The organism is Paenibacillus validus NBRC 15382 (assembly GCF_004000985.1).
Lineage (GTDB): Bacteria > Bacillota > Bacilli > Paenibacillales > NBRC-103111 > Paenibacillus_G > Paenibacillus_G validus.
In genome coordinates this window covers 1-14,279 of sequence record NZ_BIMH01000047.1, presented here as the reverse complement: position 1 = coordinate 14,279, position 14,279 = coordinate 1, and the positions used below count along the sequence as shown (strand labels likewise).

The window sequence follows — 14,279 nt, the reverse complement described above, 5'->3', positions numbered from 1 at the left end:
ATAAAATAAGGTTTACTTATTGGAGATAGTGGATATTTTAGTATGAAGGCGGCCAGCCGCCGGATGAAACTGTTTGATAATGTCGGAAGGGATGTGCCCTGTAATGAGTGCTCAGAACCTGCTTAAAATGAGCGCGGAGCAAGCCAAAGAAATGCCAATGGTGGATCTGGCGTTCGAGCTCTTGAAAGCGGCGAACACGCCGTATTACTATCGGGATTTGATGGCGGAAATCGCCAAGATTAAAGGATTGTCCGATGATGAAGTGATGCAAGTCATTGCTCAACTATATACTGAGATCAATATCGACGGCCGCTTCGCCTGCGTCGGAACGAACTTGTGGGGGCTGAAGCGCTGGTATCCGGTCGAGAAATCCGAGGATTCCATGGGCAGCGGCAAACGTCCGCGTATCATCAACGATGAAGATGACGATTTGGACGACGAGGATCTGTTCGCCGAGGAAGAAGATACGTTTGTCGAAGAAGAGGAATACGATTCTTACGATACGCCTCGCGACGAATTCGATACGGAGGAAGAAATCGAAGAAGAGACCGAATTTTTCGAGGACGAAGAAATTGTAGAAGAAGAGCTCGATGAAGTGGCGATCGATGAAGAAGAGTCCGATGAGGAAGAAGAGTTGGACGAAGCTGATAACGATTCGGACGACGACGAGGACGGGAAGTAATCATCTGCCATTTGTCGGTTGTCCTTGACAGTGTGTACCGTTCAGAGTAAACTATTTTCTGGGCTTTAGATGGACGTTTAGACCTACACGGTCTTTTCCTATGAAAAGTGCCCCGCCGACAGCGGGGGCTTTTTCTTTTTTTTTACGACAAATTTGGCATGCTAAACTAGGGAGGTTTTACATAATGACCAAGTATATTTTCGTGACGGGCGGCGTCGTTTCCTCGTTGGGTAAAGGAATTACGGCCGCTTCGCTCGGCAGATTGCTGAAGAACCGCGGGCTGAAGGTCACGATCCAGAAGTTCGACCCGTACATTAACGTCGACCCGGGAACGATGAGTCCGTATCAACACGGCGAAGTGTTCGTAACCGACGACGGTGCGGAGACTGACCTCGACCTCGGGCACTATGAGCGTTTCATCGATATTAACCTGTCCAAGAACAGCAACGTGACGACGGGTAAAATTTATTCGTCCGTCATTGCGAAGGAACGCCGCGGCGAATATTTGGGCGGTACCGTGCAGGTCATCCCGCACATTACGAACGAAATTAAAGAGCGGGTATTCCGCGCCGGCCGCGAAGCGCACTCCGACGTCGTCATTACCGAGATCGGGGGTACGGTAGGCGACATCGAGAGCTTGCCGTTCCTGGAAGCTATTCGCCAAATCAAGAGCGATATCGGCCGCGAGAACGTGATGTACATTCACGTGACGCTGATTCCTTATTTGAAAGCGGCGGGCGAAGTGAAGACGAAGCCGACGCAGCACAGCGTTAAGGAATTGCGCAGCATCGGGATTCAGCCGCATGTCATCGTATGCCGTACCGAGCATCCGCTCGCCGAAGACATGAAGCGCAAGCTGGCTCAATTCTGCGATGTCGACCCGGGCGCCGTAATTGAATGTATCGACGCGGAAACGTTATATGAAGTGCCGATCATGCTTCGCGAGCAGGGGCTGGATGACATTGTGGTCAACCACCTGAAGCTGACGACGAACGAGCCGGATATGACGGAGTGGGAGAAGCTCGTCGGCCGCGTCAAATCGCTCAAGACGACGACCGAAATCGCCATCGTCGGCAAGTACGTGGCGCTGCACGACGCTTACCTCAGTATCGTGGAATCGCTAGGCCACGCCGGCATCGCTTCCGATACCGAAGTGAAGATTCGCTGGATTAACGCCGAAGAAGTGTTTGATCACAATGTGGGCGAGCTGCTGTCAGGCGTTCAAGGCATTCTCGTGCCGGGCGGCTTCGGAGACCGCGGCATCGAAGGTAAAGTGTCCGCGATCCGTTATGCGCGTCAGAACAAAATTCCGTTCTTCGGCATTTGTCTCGGCATGCAAGTGGCTGTAGTGGAATACGCCCGTTCGGTCTTAGGGCTGGAAGGCGCGAACAGCTCGGAGATTCATCCGACGACGCCGTATCCGGTCATTGACCTGCTTCCGGAACAGAAGGACATCGAGGACTTGGGCGGCACGATGCGCCTCGGACTGTACCCGTGCAAGCTGAAGGAAGGTTCGCTGGCCGTGCAATGTTACGGCGAAGAGCTTGTGTATGAGCGCCATCGTCACCGTTACGAGTTCAATAATGAGTACCGCGATTCCATCGAAGCGGCGGGTCTTGTCATTTCGGGCACGAGCCCGGACGGACGTCTCGTCGAAATTGTCGAATGTCCGGATCATCCGTGGTTCCTGGCCGTGCAGTTCCATCCGGAGTTTACGTCCAGGCCGAACCGTCCGCAGCCGCTCTTTAAACATTTCGTACAAGCAGCCTATCAGCAAGCCCGTTAATAAGGGCTTCTGACCTGGCGGCACTCCCGCATGCATAGGGCGTATCTGAAATTGTTGCTTGATTTGTTAAAGTTTTCAAAACATTTTTCGGTACACAGGCAGGAATCAATGTTTGCGTAGCGAATACAAAACAAAGAATGACAAATCAGGGACGGAAATTCCAGACCTATGGAAACGGAAATGGGAGGGTACCATATGAAGAAGAAGCTTCTCATCGTCGATGATCAGAACGGCATCCGCATTTTGTTGATGGAAGTATTTAGCAGCGAGGGATATGAAACGTATCAAGCTTCCAACGGTAAACTTGCACTCGAGATCGTCAGAAACGTATCGCCCGATCTGGTTTTGTTGGATATGAAAATTCCTGGTATGGACGGCCTTGATATTCTGAAGCATATCAAGAGCATCGACGCTTCAATTAAAGTCATCATGATGACGGCATACGGAGAACTCGACATGATTAAGGAAGCGACCGACCTCGGCGCGATCATGCATTTCACCAAACCGTTCGACATCGACGAACTGCGTCAAGCTGTCAACCAGCAGTTAAGATCGCCTAATAACAATTCATTCGCCGTGGGATCCTGAGAAGGGTCTCTTTTTTTTTCTGCCACAAAAGGTGCGCGATCGGGGATTTCATGTTTAATGTTTGTCCCCATCTATGATATAATAGCGCAGTATGACAGGAGAGCGGATCGCTCTCTGGCACGGTCAACATATAAAAGGAGGAGAAGAACACCATGCCACTTGTTTCAATGAATGAATTTCTACCGAAAGCCAAAGCAGGTAAATATGCCGTTGGCCAATTTAACATGAATAACCTTGAGTTTGCCCAAGCGATTACGGAAGCAGCTCAAGAGCTGAATTCTCCGTTTATTTTCGGCGTATCCGAAGGGGCGCTGAAATATATGGGAATGGAATTTACAGTGGCGATTGCGGAAGCTGCGGCGAAGAAATCCGGGCTGCCGATCGCGCTTCATTTGGACCACGGCAGCAGTTTTGAAGTCGCGATGAAATGTATCCGCGCGGGCTTCAGCTCTGTCATGTTCGACGGATCCCACTATTCCTTTGAAGAAAATATCCGCTTGACCAAAGAAGTCGTGAAAGCGGCGCACGCGATGGGCGTTTCCGTCGAAGGCGAGCTCGGCACAATCGGCGGCGTAGAGGATGACATCAGCGTAGATGAGTCCGATGCGAACCTGGCTAAGCCGGAAGAAGCGATCCGTTTCTACGAGGAAACAGGCGTAGACTGCCTCGCAATCGCAGTTGGTACGGCGCACGGCATGTACGCGGGCGAGCCGAACATCCGTTTTGACATCATCGAGAAGGTCGCCAGCGCCATTCCGGTTCCGGTTGTCCTGCACGGCGGTTCCGGCGTTCCGGATGAGATGATCAAGCAATCGATCGCAGCGGGCGTTGGCAAAATCAACGTTAACACGGAGAATCAAGTGGCTTGTACGCAAACGATCCGCGATGTATTGAACAAAGATGCGAAAGTGTATGATCCTCGTAAATACCTCACTCCTGCCCGCAAAGCTATGGTTGAAGTTGTGAAATCCAAAATTGTATTGTTCGGCAGCTCCAACCAAGCCTAAAACACATACGGGAGATACACCGGCAGAGGTGTATTTCCCTTCTCTTCCTATGTAATTCACTATACTTACCGTCCGACCAAGGTTGATATGTCTCTTTTGTTTTTTTTATGCTTTAAAGTGGGAAGTGGGAGGAACGACATCGAATGGAGAAATTGATGATCGCCGGCGGGCGCCCGCTGCGGGGAACTGTTCAAATCAGCGGAGCGAAGAACAGCGCCATCGCGCTTATTCCGGCCGCGATTTTATCGGAAACTGCAGTAACCTTGGACAACTTGCCTACGCTCAGCGATGTGGCCATTTATACGGAGCTGCTCGAGGAATTGGGATCTACGGTTCGGTGGGATGGGGACCAAATGGTTATTGACCCGAGCCGGCTTGTATCCAGGCATATGCCCAACGGAAACGTAAAAAAATTGCGCGCTTCATATTATTTGATGGGTGCGCTGCTGGGCCGCTTCGGTGAAGCGGTGATTGGATTGCCGGGCGGCTGCAATTTCGAGCCAAGACCGATCGATCAGCATATAAAAGGTTTTGAGGCGCTGGGGGCACAAGTTACGACTGAGAATGGGGCTTTGCATATCCGCGCGAAGCAATTGCGCGGCGCGAAAATATATCTGGACGTCGTCAGCGTCGGCGCGACGATCAACATCATGCTGGCAGCCTCACGGGCTAAAGGCGTCACTATTATCGAAAACGCGGCAAAAGAGCCTGAAATCATAGATGTAGCAACACTTTTGAATGCCATGGGGGCTAATATCAAAGGCGCGGGCACCGAGACCATCCGTATTGAAGGCGTGGATGGCATGCACGGCTGCCGGCATTCGATCATTCCCGATCGGATACAGGCGGGAACTTACATGATCGCGGCCGCCGCCACACGGGGCGACGTTATCGTGGACAATGTAATTCCGAAACACTTAGAGGCCTTGACGGCAAAGTTACAGGAAATGGGGGTCCATATTTACGAAATGGACGAGTCGATCCGTGTGGTCGGCCAGCCGGAATATGAAAGTGTGGATGTGAAGGCGCTCGTGTATCCGGGCTTCGCTACAGATCTGCAGTCGCCGATGAGCAGCTTGCTTACGCAAACGCGCGGCGTTAGTATATTGTCCGACTTTGTCTATTCCAACCGATTCAAGCATATACCCGAGCTTGCGCGTATGGGCGCCAAAATCAAAGTGGAAGGTCGTTCCGCCATCATCGAAGGGGGTCCGCTGAGCGCGGCGAAAGTGAAAGCGACCGATCTTCGGGCGGGCGCGGCGCTCGTTATCGCGGGTTTAACCGTATCTGAAGGAACGACCGAAATTACAGGCGTCGAGTACATCGATCGCGGGTACGACCATTTGGTTGCCAATCTATCAAATTTGGGCGCGGAAGTTTGGCGTCAAGAAGACTAGAGTTGGATTCCGGGTATAGATGAGATATGTTTTGGGCATGGCTAGAGTATATTTTCACATAATAGAAATTATAATAGGCTGGTGGTTGGTACAATTATGGATATGCATCTGGCGCAGTTAGAGGCGCTGAAGTTGACCGAGCTTTACAAGCTCGCCAAGAAGTATCAAATTCCTTATTATGGTCAAATGAAGAAGAAGGAATTGATCTTCGCCATTCTCCGCGCTCAAGCGGAACAAAGCGGTTTAATGTTTATGCAAGGCGTGCTGGACGTGCTGCAGGAAGGCTTCGGCTTCTTGCGGCCGATCAACTATTTGCCGAGTGCCGAGGATATTTACATCTCGGCTTCGCAAATCCGCCGATTCGATCTGAGGTCCGGTGATTTGGTGTCCGGCAAATGCAGACCGCCCAAAGAGAACGAGCGGTATTTCGGACTCCTTCATGTGGAAGCCGTGAACGGCGAAGACCCGGAGACGGCGGCGGAACGGCTTCACTTTCCCGCACTCACTCCACTTTATCCGCAGAAGAAATTAGTTTTGGAAACGACCCCTACGAAACTTTCCACCCGTTTGATGGATTTATTGGCTCCTGTCGGCTTCGGACAGCGCGGATTGATTGTAGCGCCGCCGAAAGCAGGGAAAACGCTGCTGTTAAAAGAAATCGCCAACAGCATTTCCACCAACCATCCGGACGTAGAACTCTTCGTGTTATTGATTGATGAACGGCCCGAGGAAGTGACCGACATGCAGCGCTCCGTTAAAGGCGAGGTCATTGCGTCTACCTTCGACGAGCTGCCGGAAAATCATATTAAAGTGGCAGAGCTTGTGTTGGAGCGAGCTACCCGCTTGGTGGAGCATAAGAAAGACGTCGTCATCCTGCTGGATAGCATTACCCGTCTTGCGCGGGCGTACAATCTGGTCGTTCCTCCGACAGGACGCACATTGTCCGGGGGTATCGATCCCGGGGCGTTCCATCGTCCGAAGCGTTTCTTCGGGGCTGCCCGTAATATCGAAGAGGGCGGAAGCCTGACGATTCTTGCGACGGCGCTTATCGAGACGGGCTCCCGGATGGACGAAGTCATCTATGAGGAGTTTAAAGGAACCGGCAACCTTGAGCTTCATTTGGATCGGAAGCTGGCGGAGCGCCGGGTATTCCCGGCGATCGACATTCGTCGTTCCGGCACGCGCCGCGAAGAGATGCTGTTGACCAAGGAAGAGCTGGATAAAGTATGGGCAATCCGCAAAAACATGAACGATTCCTATGAATATACGGAGGCGTTCCTCAAGAAGTTCGCCGACACGAAAACGAATCAAGAATTTTTGGAAACGCTGGACACCACGAATGGCAACGGATCCGGCGGCAACGGAGGCGCTTCCCGGCGCGTGAAACACTCCGTCTCCTAGGAGGGACAGCAAGATGAATTTGGTATATGCCGGACCGGACGGCCACGTTTACGATCACCCGGACTTTATTGCACTCGGTCGGAACGGCGAGCTCGTGACGGAACTATTGGAAGAAGAGCTCATTCCGCTGCCGGAAGGGGCCACACTCGTCAGCTTGCCGGACACCCGCCCGATCGGACTGAATGCCCGGACGGGCGCGATGGAGGTTGTGCCCGGCGAAGTGAACGCCGTCGGCGCGCTGCTGCCGCAAGGGTTTACCCGCTTGCTGCTGCCGGGCTACGCCAAGACGGATAAGAGCAAGGTGCTCCCGCTCTTCGGTTACTCGGCGGTCGTGTGGAAGGACGGTACGTTCTATGTAGCGGCGGAAGCAAGCGATGATCCCGAACGGTGGAACCCGCGCAACTGCGATCCGGATGAGTTGGAAGTTCAAGTGAACAGCTTGCTTTCGCGTTATCCGGAAAATCGTCTTTATCAGCACTTATCGAATTGTGCGCTCGGTTACGAATGTTTAACCGCCTCCAACACGTTCCTCAATCGTTGGGAAGGAGCGGTACCGGTCTCATTTTCCTGTAATGCGGGTTGTTTCGGATGCATTTCCGAGCAGCCGGAGGATAGCGGGTTTCCGGCACCGCAAACACGCATGAACTTCAAACCGACGGTTGATGAAGTTGTGCAGGTGATGCTGGAGCACTTGAAGACGCCTGAGAGCATCATCAGCTTCGGCCAAGGATGCGAGGGAGAACCGTCCACGCAGGCGAAAATTATTATCGAAGCGATGCGCGAGGTGCGCAGACGTACGGATATCGGGTATATCAACATCAACACGAACGCGGGTTTGACCGATCATATCCGCGGTATCGTCGATGCGGGGCTCGATCTGATGCGGGTCAGCACGATCAGCGCTTTGGACGATCATTATAACGCCTACTACAAGCCGCGGGGGTATACCCTCAAGAACGTGGAGAAATCGCTGCGTTACGCGGCGGACAAGGGCGTCATCACTTCGATCAATTACCTGATTTTCCCCGGGGTTACCGACCGTGAGGAAGAGATGGAAGCGATGATTGAATTTGTGCGGCGCACCGATCTGAAGCTGATTCAGCTTCGGAACTTGAACATCGATCCGGAGAGCTACCTGCAGCTTATCCCGCAGCCGCAAGGCGAACGGTACGGCATGAAGCAGATGCTCGAGATCTTCCGCGAGGAGCTGCCGGGCGTCGTTCTTGGTTCTTACACGCATATTCCCAGCGAGCTGACGGACAAGCGCAAGAAACACTTGCAGCGGAGCTAATGGACATGGTATAATGCACTTTGTGTATTTATGATAACTCTGATTCACATGGTGTTTCAGGGCAAAAGAGGTGAAAGGTCAATGAAAGCAGCGATTCATCCGACATATTATCAAACAACGGTTACTTGCGCATGCGGTAACACGTTTGAAACGGGATCCTTGAAGCAAAACCTCCGCGTAGAGATTTGCTCCGCTTGCCACCCATTCTTCACAGGTAAGCAGAAATTCTTGGATGCCGGCGGTCGCGTCGATAAATTCAAAAAGAAATACGGCATCTAATTCATTGCCATTCGCTTACAAGCATAAGCGCACCTTCTGTGGCTATCCTAAGATTGTAGATCTTAGCGCTGCAGGAGGTGTTTTTATATATGTTGAAAATCACGGTTCTATGGCTTTGTCTGCTGCTTCTCGTACTGCCCGGCCTTACCGCTTGCCAGAAAAAGAATGCTTCACCGGAGGTAAAAACGCACTCCGCGGACGGTTATCTGGGCATCACCGAAGCCAATCCGAACATGCCCCTAACGAACGGATATCGGACGTATCAATCGGATATGCTTGTGATGGAAACAGCGGTAAAATCGCACTATCCGCAGTTAACGGTGGAATCGATTCGCTTGAACGGGACGAGCGCGCGTCTTCGGCTTTTGGCGCCGCCAGGAACCTCAAGCGAGGAACTGCGCCGTTTGGGAGAGGAAGTACAGCGCACGCTGGCGGCCGAAGCGCCTCGTTACGACCCGGAGGTTACCGTCACTGCTAAATAAATCCCTACGGTTGCTATTTGTCCGCGATTCGACTATACTTAATTTTGCCGTGCTAGACGGGGAGGTAGCGGTGCCCTGTAACCCGCAATCCGCTGTAGCGGGGTCGAACGCCTTCTAGAGGTATTGCGATGTAAGGTTTGGGTCTTAAAGTTGGTGTTGAGAGTCGGGTCCTTCGCAATGGATGCCCGTGAACCCGGTCAGGTCCGGAAGGAAGCAGCCGTAAGCGGGATGTTTCATGTGCCGAAGGGAAGCCTAACTTGAGCTGACGATAAGAATTCCGCTTGGATCGTAATATCGAAGTAGGTGCACGGTTTAACTATTTTCGCTATGAAATAAATAAACGATGACGTTGTCGGGGTCGATTTTGACTCTTGATGACGTTTTTTTGTCTTACAGGGAAGGAAAATAAAGGAAAGAGGAGAATGTATACTAAAGTTAACTGGAGAACGTTGGTATGACGGGCTTGGAGAGCAGTCGATTTCAGATCCTATATAATGGGGGGTGGCAAAACGTGCGGCAGGAATTGAGCTTGCTTCAACGTTTCGCCGATATGTTTTTGAAGGATGTCAATTTGGGCGTCATCTTGATGAACACTGATTTTCAACTGATCGACATCAGCGATACGGCGTGCCGGGTGTTGGGATTGCAGCGCGAGCATGTGCTGCATAAGCCGATGGACTACGTATTCAAGGATCTCCCCGCCGAGCACCGTATTGTAGACCCCCGTATTTTGGACGGCATGGTCGTGCGCAATCAAGCGGTGTCCTGGACGAACAATCAGGAGCGGTACGAGCTGTTGGTGGACTCTAATGTGCTTCGGGACGAACAGGGGCAGGTTGTCGGCGCTTGCATCATGTTCAAGGATGTGACCAATCTGCGTTCGCTGGAAGAGCAGGTGCAGCGAAGCGACCGACTGGCGATGATCGGCCAAATTGCAGCCGGTACCGCCCATGAAATTCGTAATCCGCTTACTTCCATTAAAGGGTTCCTGCAGGTGTTCCGCAAGACGTTTCAAGAGCAGGGTATGATTCGGGAAAGCGACTATACTGACGTGATGCTTAGGGAAATTAACCGGATTAATGAGCTCGTGAACGAGTTTTTGCTTTTGAGCAAGCCGAAGAACGCGACCTACGAGGAGGTCGACGTATCGCAGGTGGTACGCGAGCTGCTGCCGATTATTAATAATGAAGCCATCTTACATAAGGTCACGGTACAGTACGAAGCGGTGTACGGCCTGCCGCGCGTCATTGCGGACCGCGAACATTTGAAGCAAGTGTTTTTGAACATATGCAAGAACGGTATTGAGGCGATGGGCGATGGCGGGTATCTGACCATAGCGGAGAAGATGGATCCGGAGGAGCGCCGGGTAAGCGTCGATATTCACGACACCGGTCCCGGGATTCCGATGTACGTCATCGATAAAATCTTCGATCCCTTTTTTACGACCAAAGCGGAGGGGACGGGCTTGGGGTTGTCGGTTTGCCAACGCATTATTCATGACATTGGGGGGCATATCCGGGTTTCATCCAAAGGTTTCGGCACCACCTTCACCGTCAGCATCCCTTTTCCATGAGGGATTGCTTCAAACCTAAATCCAAGTGTAGTATAATGAACGGGATAAACATTCATTGGAGAGGGCAAGATGGCACATATCGCCTTATATCGTACGTGGAGACCCCAGTCGTTCCAAGACATGGTCGGCCAGAAGCATATTGTCCAAACCTTGCAAAATTCGCTGCGTGAAGGGCGGTTCAGTCACGCTTATTTGTTCAGCGGGCCCCGGGGAACCGGGAAGACGAGTGCGGCGAAAATACTCGCCAAAGCCGTTAACTGCTTGAATGGTCCGGGCGTCGAGCCTTGCAACCGCTGTGAAGCGTGTTTGCGCATAACCGAAGGCGCCGTGATGGACGTCGTCGAGATCGATGCTGCGTCCAACCGTGGCGTCGAGGAAATTCGCGATATCCGCGATAAGGTGAAATACGCACCGACCGAAGTGCGCCAGAAAGTGTATATTATCGACGAGGTGCACATGCTGACGACGGAAGCGTTTAACGCGCTGCTGAAGACGCTGGAAGAACCGCCGGCTCATGTGATGTTTATTCTCGCGACGACCGAGCCGCATCGGCTGCCGGCGACGATTATTTCCCGCTGTCAACGGTTTGACTTTCGCCGCGTTGCGCTGGAAGAGCAAGTTGAACGGCTCCGTCAAGTGTGCGCGAAAGAGGGAATCGCAATCGATGAGGACGCGCTTGCCTTTATCGCGCGGCTCTCGGATGGCGGAATGCGCGATGCGCTCAGTTTGCTGGATCAGATTATCGCCTTTTCCGGCGAACGTGTCACTTACGAGGATGTGCTCTCCATTACGGGAGGCATGGCGTCGGACCAATTCGAGAAGCTGGCGCAAGCGATTCAAGATCGTGACATCGGTGCGGCGCTCGCTCTAATCGACGCGTTCATGCAAGAAGGCAAGAGCGCGGACAAATGCATGGAAAATCTAATTTATTATTTCCGCGATCTGTTGATGGTCAAGATGGTTCCGAATTCAGAAGCGCTCACCGAACGGATTTTGGACGTGAAACGGTTTACTGCGGTAGCGGAACGTTTCACAGGTGAAGCGTTAATCGCAATGATTGATACGCTAAACTATTATCAGACGGAAATGAAATACTCCGTACAGCCGCAAACCCTGCTGGAAGTCGCCGTGATGAAGCTGTGCAGCGGCTCGCCCGTTACCGGACGTCAGGGGGGAGCCGATACGGCTTCGGCGGGTTCGGGCGACGGCCAAACGATTCAACGGCAGGACGCCTTGGTCGGACAGCTTTTGAGCCGGATCGAGCGATTGGAGAGTCAGCTCGCTGCTCTCGTGAAACAGGGCGTGGCGCCTGGGGGCGGCGCGGCCCCGGCCGGCGGTTCGAGTGGCGGAGGAAGATCGGCTCCGGCTCCGGCCGTTTCGCGCCGCTCGATCGAGAAGCTGGATGCTTATGTGGCCGGCATAGATTCGCCGGAGTTCCGCCATGCGGCGCAGCAATGGAGCCAAGTGCTCGGCCGGGTGAAGGAACTGAAAATAACGGTGCATGCCTGGCTTGTAGACGGAGAGCCGGTAGGTCTTTCGGACACGAATCTGCTTGTTGCGTTCAAGAGCGCTATGCATCGCGAAACGTCGGAGAGACCGGCCAACAAGCAGCTGATCGAGCAGGCGTTTCAAGAAGTGATCGGGCAGCCGTATCGGCTGGTGACGGTTATGCTTAAGGATTGGAAGGCGGCAACGGAGCAAACGAAGTCTGCGGATGCTCCCAAGGAAGTGCTGGAGTTGATTCCCGAGGATGAAGGTCCCGGCGGTGCTGTGAAGGAAGAGTGGATCAGCGAGGCGATTCAACTGTTCGGCGAATTGGTCAAAATTAAAGACGAATAAGGAGCGATAAAACATGAATAACATGAACCAAATGATGAAACAAGTAAAAAAAATGCAGGAACAAATGCTTAAGGCTCAAGAAGATTTGGCTACTCGAACAATTGAAGGTACGGCCGGCGGCGGTGTTGTCTCCGTTACGGTGAACGGACAGAAGAAAGTGATCGGCGTTGCGATTAAGCCGGAAGCGGTAGACCCGGACGATGTCGAAATGCTGCAGGATTTGGTGTTGACGGCCATTAACGACGCGATGTCCAAAGCCGAAGAACTGGCGGGTAAAGAAATGTCCAAACTGACAGGCGGCATGAACATTCCGGGATTGTTCTAATCGCATCTGCCCCTTTCGGACTGACTTCAACGAGTGAGGAGCAACTCTTTTGTTTTATCCGGAACCGTTAGCCAAGCTGATCGATTCATTCTCGCGTCTGCCCGGCATTGGGCCGAAAACGGCAGGGCGTCTTGCTTTCCATGTGCTTCGGATGAAAGAAGACGATGTGATCGATTTTGCCAAAGCGCTTGTAAACGTCAAACGAAACCTGCACTACTGCTCGATATGCTGCAATATTACGGACACGGATCCTTGCCGGATTTGTCAGGATAAGAGCCGGGATGTATCCACCATTTGCGTGGTGCAGGAACCGAAGGATCTGGTCGCCATGGAGCGTACGAAGGAATTCAACGGTTATTACCATGTCTTGCACGGTGCGATTTCGCCCATGGAAGGGATCGGTCCCGATGAGATCCGGATCGCCGATCTGTTGAAGCGGCTGAGTGACGAGCGGGTGCAGGAATTGATTTTGGCCACCAACCCGAACATTGAAGGAGAAGCGACGGCTATGTATTTGTCGCGACTCGTACGTCCCTTCGGCATTAAAGTGACTCGAATCGCCCACGGACTTCCGGTTGGAGGAGATTTGGAATACGCTGACGAGGTTACGCTAACCAAAGCGCTCGAAGGTCGCAGGGAGCTTTAATTGAATCGTGTTTCAGAAAAGTCTTACGGTTTGCTAGCGGCAGGTTCGGTCTGCTGCGCGGCAACGGTAAGGCTTTTTTTGTTGTTTCTCCTGCGCCATCGAAATTTCCGCACTTTTCGGCTTGCGGAACCCTGCGCGTACTTCGAAACGTTGGGGGTGCACGGCGCAGGATGATCCGGCTAATTTGTTTCGGACGGTTTTCTTGGTTCTAAGCCGCTGGTTTGTTCGATATGTATGTACTATAGGACAAACTGTGAGGGGGCTGGCGGCGTGCTGAAATGGAGCAGGCGGGGTGGATTTAGCTGGTGGGGGAACGGAAAGAGAAAAGAGGAGCAGGCGGCGCTTTTTGAGGAGCGTGTGCAGCTTGTGGAGGAAATACGCCGTGCTCATATGGAATGGGAGGTTGCAGAACGGCGCTTTCACTATGCGGTTGAGAAGGAGCAGATCGATTATGCCATCTATGCGCTGGAAGCTGCAGAGAAGCGATTCGAGATGCTGATCAAGCAGGCGAAAAACATTCATATTTCGGCGGCCGAAGTATGCGCCAGCCGCGTGAGGGAGGGGTCGTCGTGAAGGCTTATTTGTTGTGGGGGCTGATGATCGGTTCGGGCGGCTTGCTGGCCCTGCTGCTGCTTCGTAACCGGTTTGCCATTCAATGGCTGGGTGCCTTATCTTTACATGTTGTGTTTGCGGCTGTTTTGTTGTATATTATGAATCTGTTTACCCCTTATACACACTTCGAACTTCCGTTAAATGCGGTGACAGTGGGGATCGTGAGCATTCTGGGAATCCCGGGCTTGGCGGTTTTAACAGCCTTGAAACTTTGGGTCATCGTATAATCGCAAGCAGCACAAATCAAAAGTTTTAAAAAAAGCTTGCAATAATGTTGTGAAATGTGATATATTAATAAAGTCGCCGCTAAACGAAGCGACAATAAACGACAAAGAAGAAATGGCGTAACGACGCGGCTTTGTCGGACAATT

At 52.4% G+C, this 14,279-nt stretch carries 15 protein-coding genes and 1 other RNA gene; all 16 read left to right on the top strand.

Translation table 11 applies throughout. The features are described 5' to 3' along the window. Nucleotides 1-103: 103 nt before the first annotated feature. The gene (gene rpoE / locus PVA01S_RS21845; protein ID WP_054798094.1) at nt 104-682 is read left to right on the top strand and encodes a DNA-directed RNA polymerase subunit delta; all 579 of its coding nucleotides are present in this window, start codon (nt 104-106) and stop codon (nt 680-682) included. Nucleotides 683-866: 184 nt separating this feature from the next. After that, nucleotides 867-2,468 (top strand): CTP synthase, encoded by a 1,602-nt coding sequence (locus PVA01S_RS21840; RefSeq protein WP_054798087.1) that lies wholly within the window; start codon nt 867-869, stop codon nt 2,466-2,468. Nucleotides 2,469-2,663: 195 nt separating this feature from the next. Beyond that, nucleotides 2,664-3,056: a response regulator gene (locus tag PVA01S_RS21835; protein ID WP_054798095.1), complete on the top strand. Its 393-nt coding sequence runs from the start codon at nt 2,664-2,666 to the stop codon at nt 3,054-3,056. A gap of 152 nt (nt 3,057-3,208) precedes the next feature. Continuing rightward, nucleotides 3,209-4,063 carry a class II fructose-1,6-bisphosphate aldolase gene (fba, locus tag PVA01S_RS21830; RefSeq protein ID WP_054798088.1) on the top strand — a complete coding sequence of 285 codons (855 nt, stop codon included), beginning with the start codon at nt 3,209-3,211 and terminating at the stop codon, nt 4,061-4,063. A gap of 143 nt (nt 4,064-4,206) precedes the next feature. Further along, a complete protein-coding gene (locus tag PVA01S_RS21825; RefSeq protein ID WP_127609528.1) occupies nt 4,207-5,460 on the top strand; it encodes a UDP-N-acetylglucosamine 1-carboxyvinyltransferase in 1,254 nt (417 codons plus the stop codon). Nucleotides 5,461-5,556: 96 nt separating this feature from the next. Continuing rightward, complete coding sequence (gene rho, locus PVA01S_RS21820) at nt 5,557-6,861, top strand: transcription termination factor Rho (RefSeq protein ID WP_054800468.1); 1,305 nt, start codon at nt 5,557-5,559, stop codon at nt 6,859-6,861. A gap of 13 nt (nt 6,862-6,874) precedes the next feature. Further along, the gene (locus tag PVA01S_RS21815) at nt 6,875-8,152 is read left to right on the top strand and encodes a radical SAM family protein (protein ID WP_127609526.1); all 1,278 of its coding nucleotides are present in this window, start codon (nt 6,875-6,877) and stop codon (nt 8,150-8,152) included. An 81-nt stretch (nt 8,153-8,233) separates the two neighbouring features. Beyond that, entirely contained in the window at nt 8,234-8,431 is a 198-nt protein-coding gene (gene rpmE / locus PVA01S_RS21810; protein WP_127609524.1) for a 50S ribosomal protein L31, read from the top strand. A gap of 89 nt (nt 8,432-8,520) precedes the next feature. Further along, the gene (locus tag PVA01S_RS21805; protein WP_127609522.1) at nt 8,521-8,913 is read left to right on the top strand and encodes a hypothetical protein; all 393 of its coding nucleotides are present in this window, start codon (nt 8,521-8,523) and stop codon (nt 8,911-8,913) included. 47 nt (nt 8,914-8,960) lie between these two features. Next, nucleotides 8,961-9,224, top strand: an RNA gene (gene ffs / locus PVA01S_RS21800) — signal recognition particle sRNA large type. Nucleotides 9,225-9,424: 200 nt separating this feature from the next. Further along, the gene (locus PVA01S_RS21795; RefSeq protein WP_127609520.1) at nt 9,425-10,486 is read left to right on the top strand and encodes an ATP-binding protein; all 1,062 of its coding nucleotides are present in this window, start codon (nt 9,425-9,427) and stop codon (nt 10,484-10,486) included. Between the two features lie 69 nt (nt 10,487-10,555). After that, on the top strand, nt 10,556-12,325 hold the full coding sequence (gene dnaX / locus PVA01S_RS21790; RefSeq protein WP_054798092.1) for a DNA polymerase III subunit gamma/tau: 1,770 nt from the start codon (nt 10,556-10,558) through the stop codon (nt 12,323-12,325). Between the two features lie 13 nt (nt 12,326-12,338). Then, entirely contained in the window at nt 12,339-12,650 is a 312-nt protein-coding gene (locus PVA01S_RS21785; RefSeq protein WP_054800469.1) for a YbaB/EbfC family nucleoid-associated protein, read from the top strand. A 49-nt stretch (nt 12,651-12,699) separates the two neighbouring features. Then, nucleotides 12,700-13,296 (top strand): recombination mediator RecR, encoded by a 597-nt coding sequence (gene recR, locus PVA01S_RS21780; protein WP_054798093.1) that lies wholly within the window; start codon nt 12,700-12,702, stop codon nt 13,294-13,296. Between the two features lie 270 nt (nt 13,297-13,566). Continuing rightward, complete coding sequence (locus PVA01S_RS21775) at nt 13,567-13,869, top strand: DUF2508 family protein (RefSeq protein ID WP_054800470.1); 303 nt, start codon at nt 13,567-13,569, stop codon at nt 13,867-13,869. Next, nucleotides 13,866-14,135, top strand: coding sequence for a pro-sigmaK processing inhibitor BofA family protein (locus PVA01S_RS21770; RefSeq protein ID WP_127609516.1), 270 nt, complete (start codon nt 13,866-13,868; stop codon nt 14,133-14,135). The genes PVA01S_RS21775 and PVA01S_RS21770 overlap by 4 nt, the downstream gene beginning before the upstream one ends. The last annotated feature ends 144 nt before the right edge of the window (nt 14,136-14,279 follow it).

Excerpts from the sequence above, each read along its gene's own strand:
- fba (WP_054798088.1), top strand. The coding sequence starts at position 3,209 with ATGCCACTTGTTTCAATGAATGAATTTCTACCGAAAGCCAAAGCAGGT.
- rpmE (WP_127609524.1), top strand. The coding sequence starts at position 8,234 with ATGAAAGCAGCGATTCATCCGACATATTATCAAACAACGGTTACTTGC.
- PVA01S_RS21805 (WP_127609522.1), top strand. The coding sequence starts at position 8,521 with ATGTTGAAAATCACGGTTCTATGGCTTTGTCTGCTGCTTCTCGTACTG.
- rpoE (WP_054798094.1), top strand. The coding sequence starts at position 104 with ATGAGTGCTCAGAACCTGCTTAAAATGAGCGCGGAGCAAGCCAAAGAA.
- PVA01S_RS21825 (WP_127609528.1), top strand. The coding sequence starts at position 4,207 with ATGGAGAAATTGATGATCGCCGGCGGGCGCCCGCTGCGGGGAACTGTT.
- PVA01S_RS21785 (WP_054800469.1), top strand. The coding sequence starts at position 12,339 with ATGAATAACATGAACCAAATGATGAAACAAGTAAAAAAAATGCAGGAA.
- PVA01S_RS21840 (WP_054798087.1), top strand. The coding sequence starts at position 867 with ATGACCAAGTATATTTTCGTGACGGGCGGCGTCGTTTCCTCGTTGGGT.
- dnaX (WP_054798092.1), top strand. The coding sequence starts at position 10,556 with ATGGCACATATCGCCTTATATCGTACGTGGAGACCCCAGTCGTTCCAA.
- PVA01S_RS21835 (WP_054798095.1), top strand. The coding sequence starts at position 2,664 with ATGAAGAAGAAGCTTCTCATCGTCGATGATCAGAACGGCATCCGCATT.
- PVA01S_RS21815 (WP_127609526.1), top strand. The coding sequence starts at position 6,875 with ATGAATTTGGTATATGCCGGACCGGACGGCCACGTTTACGATCACCCG.
- rho (WP_054800468.1), top strand. The coding sequence starts at position 5,557 with ATGGATATGCATCTGGCGCAGTTAGAGGCGCTGAAGTTGACCGAGCTT.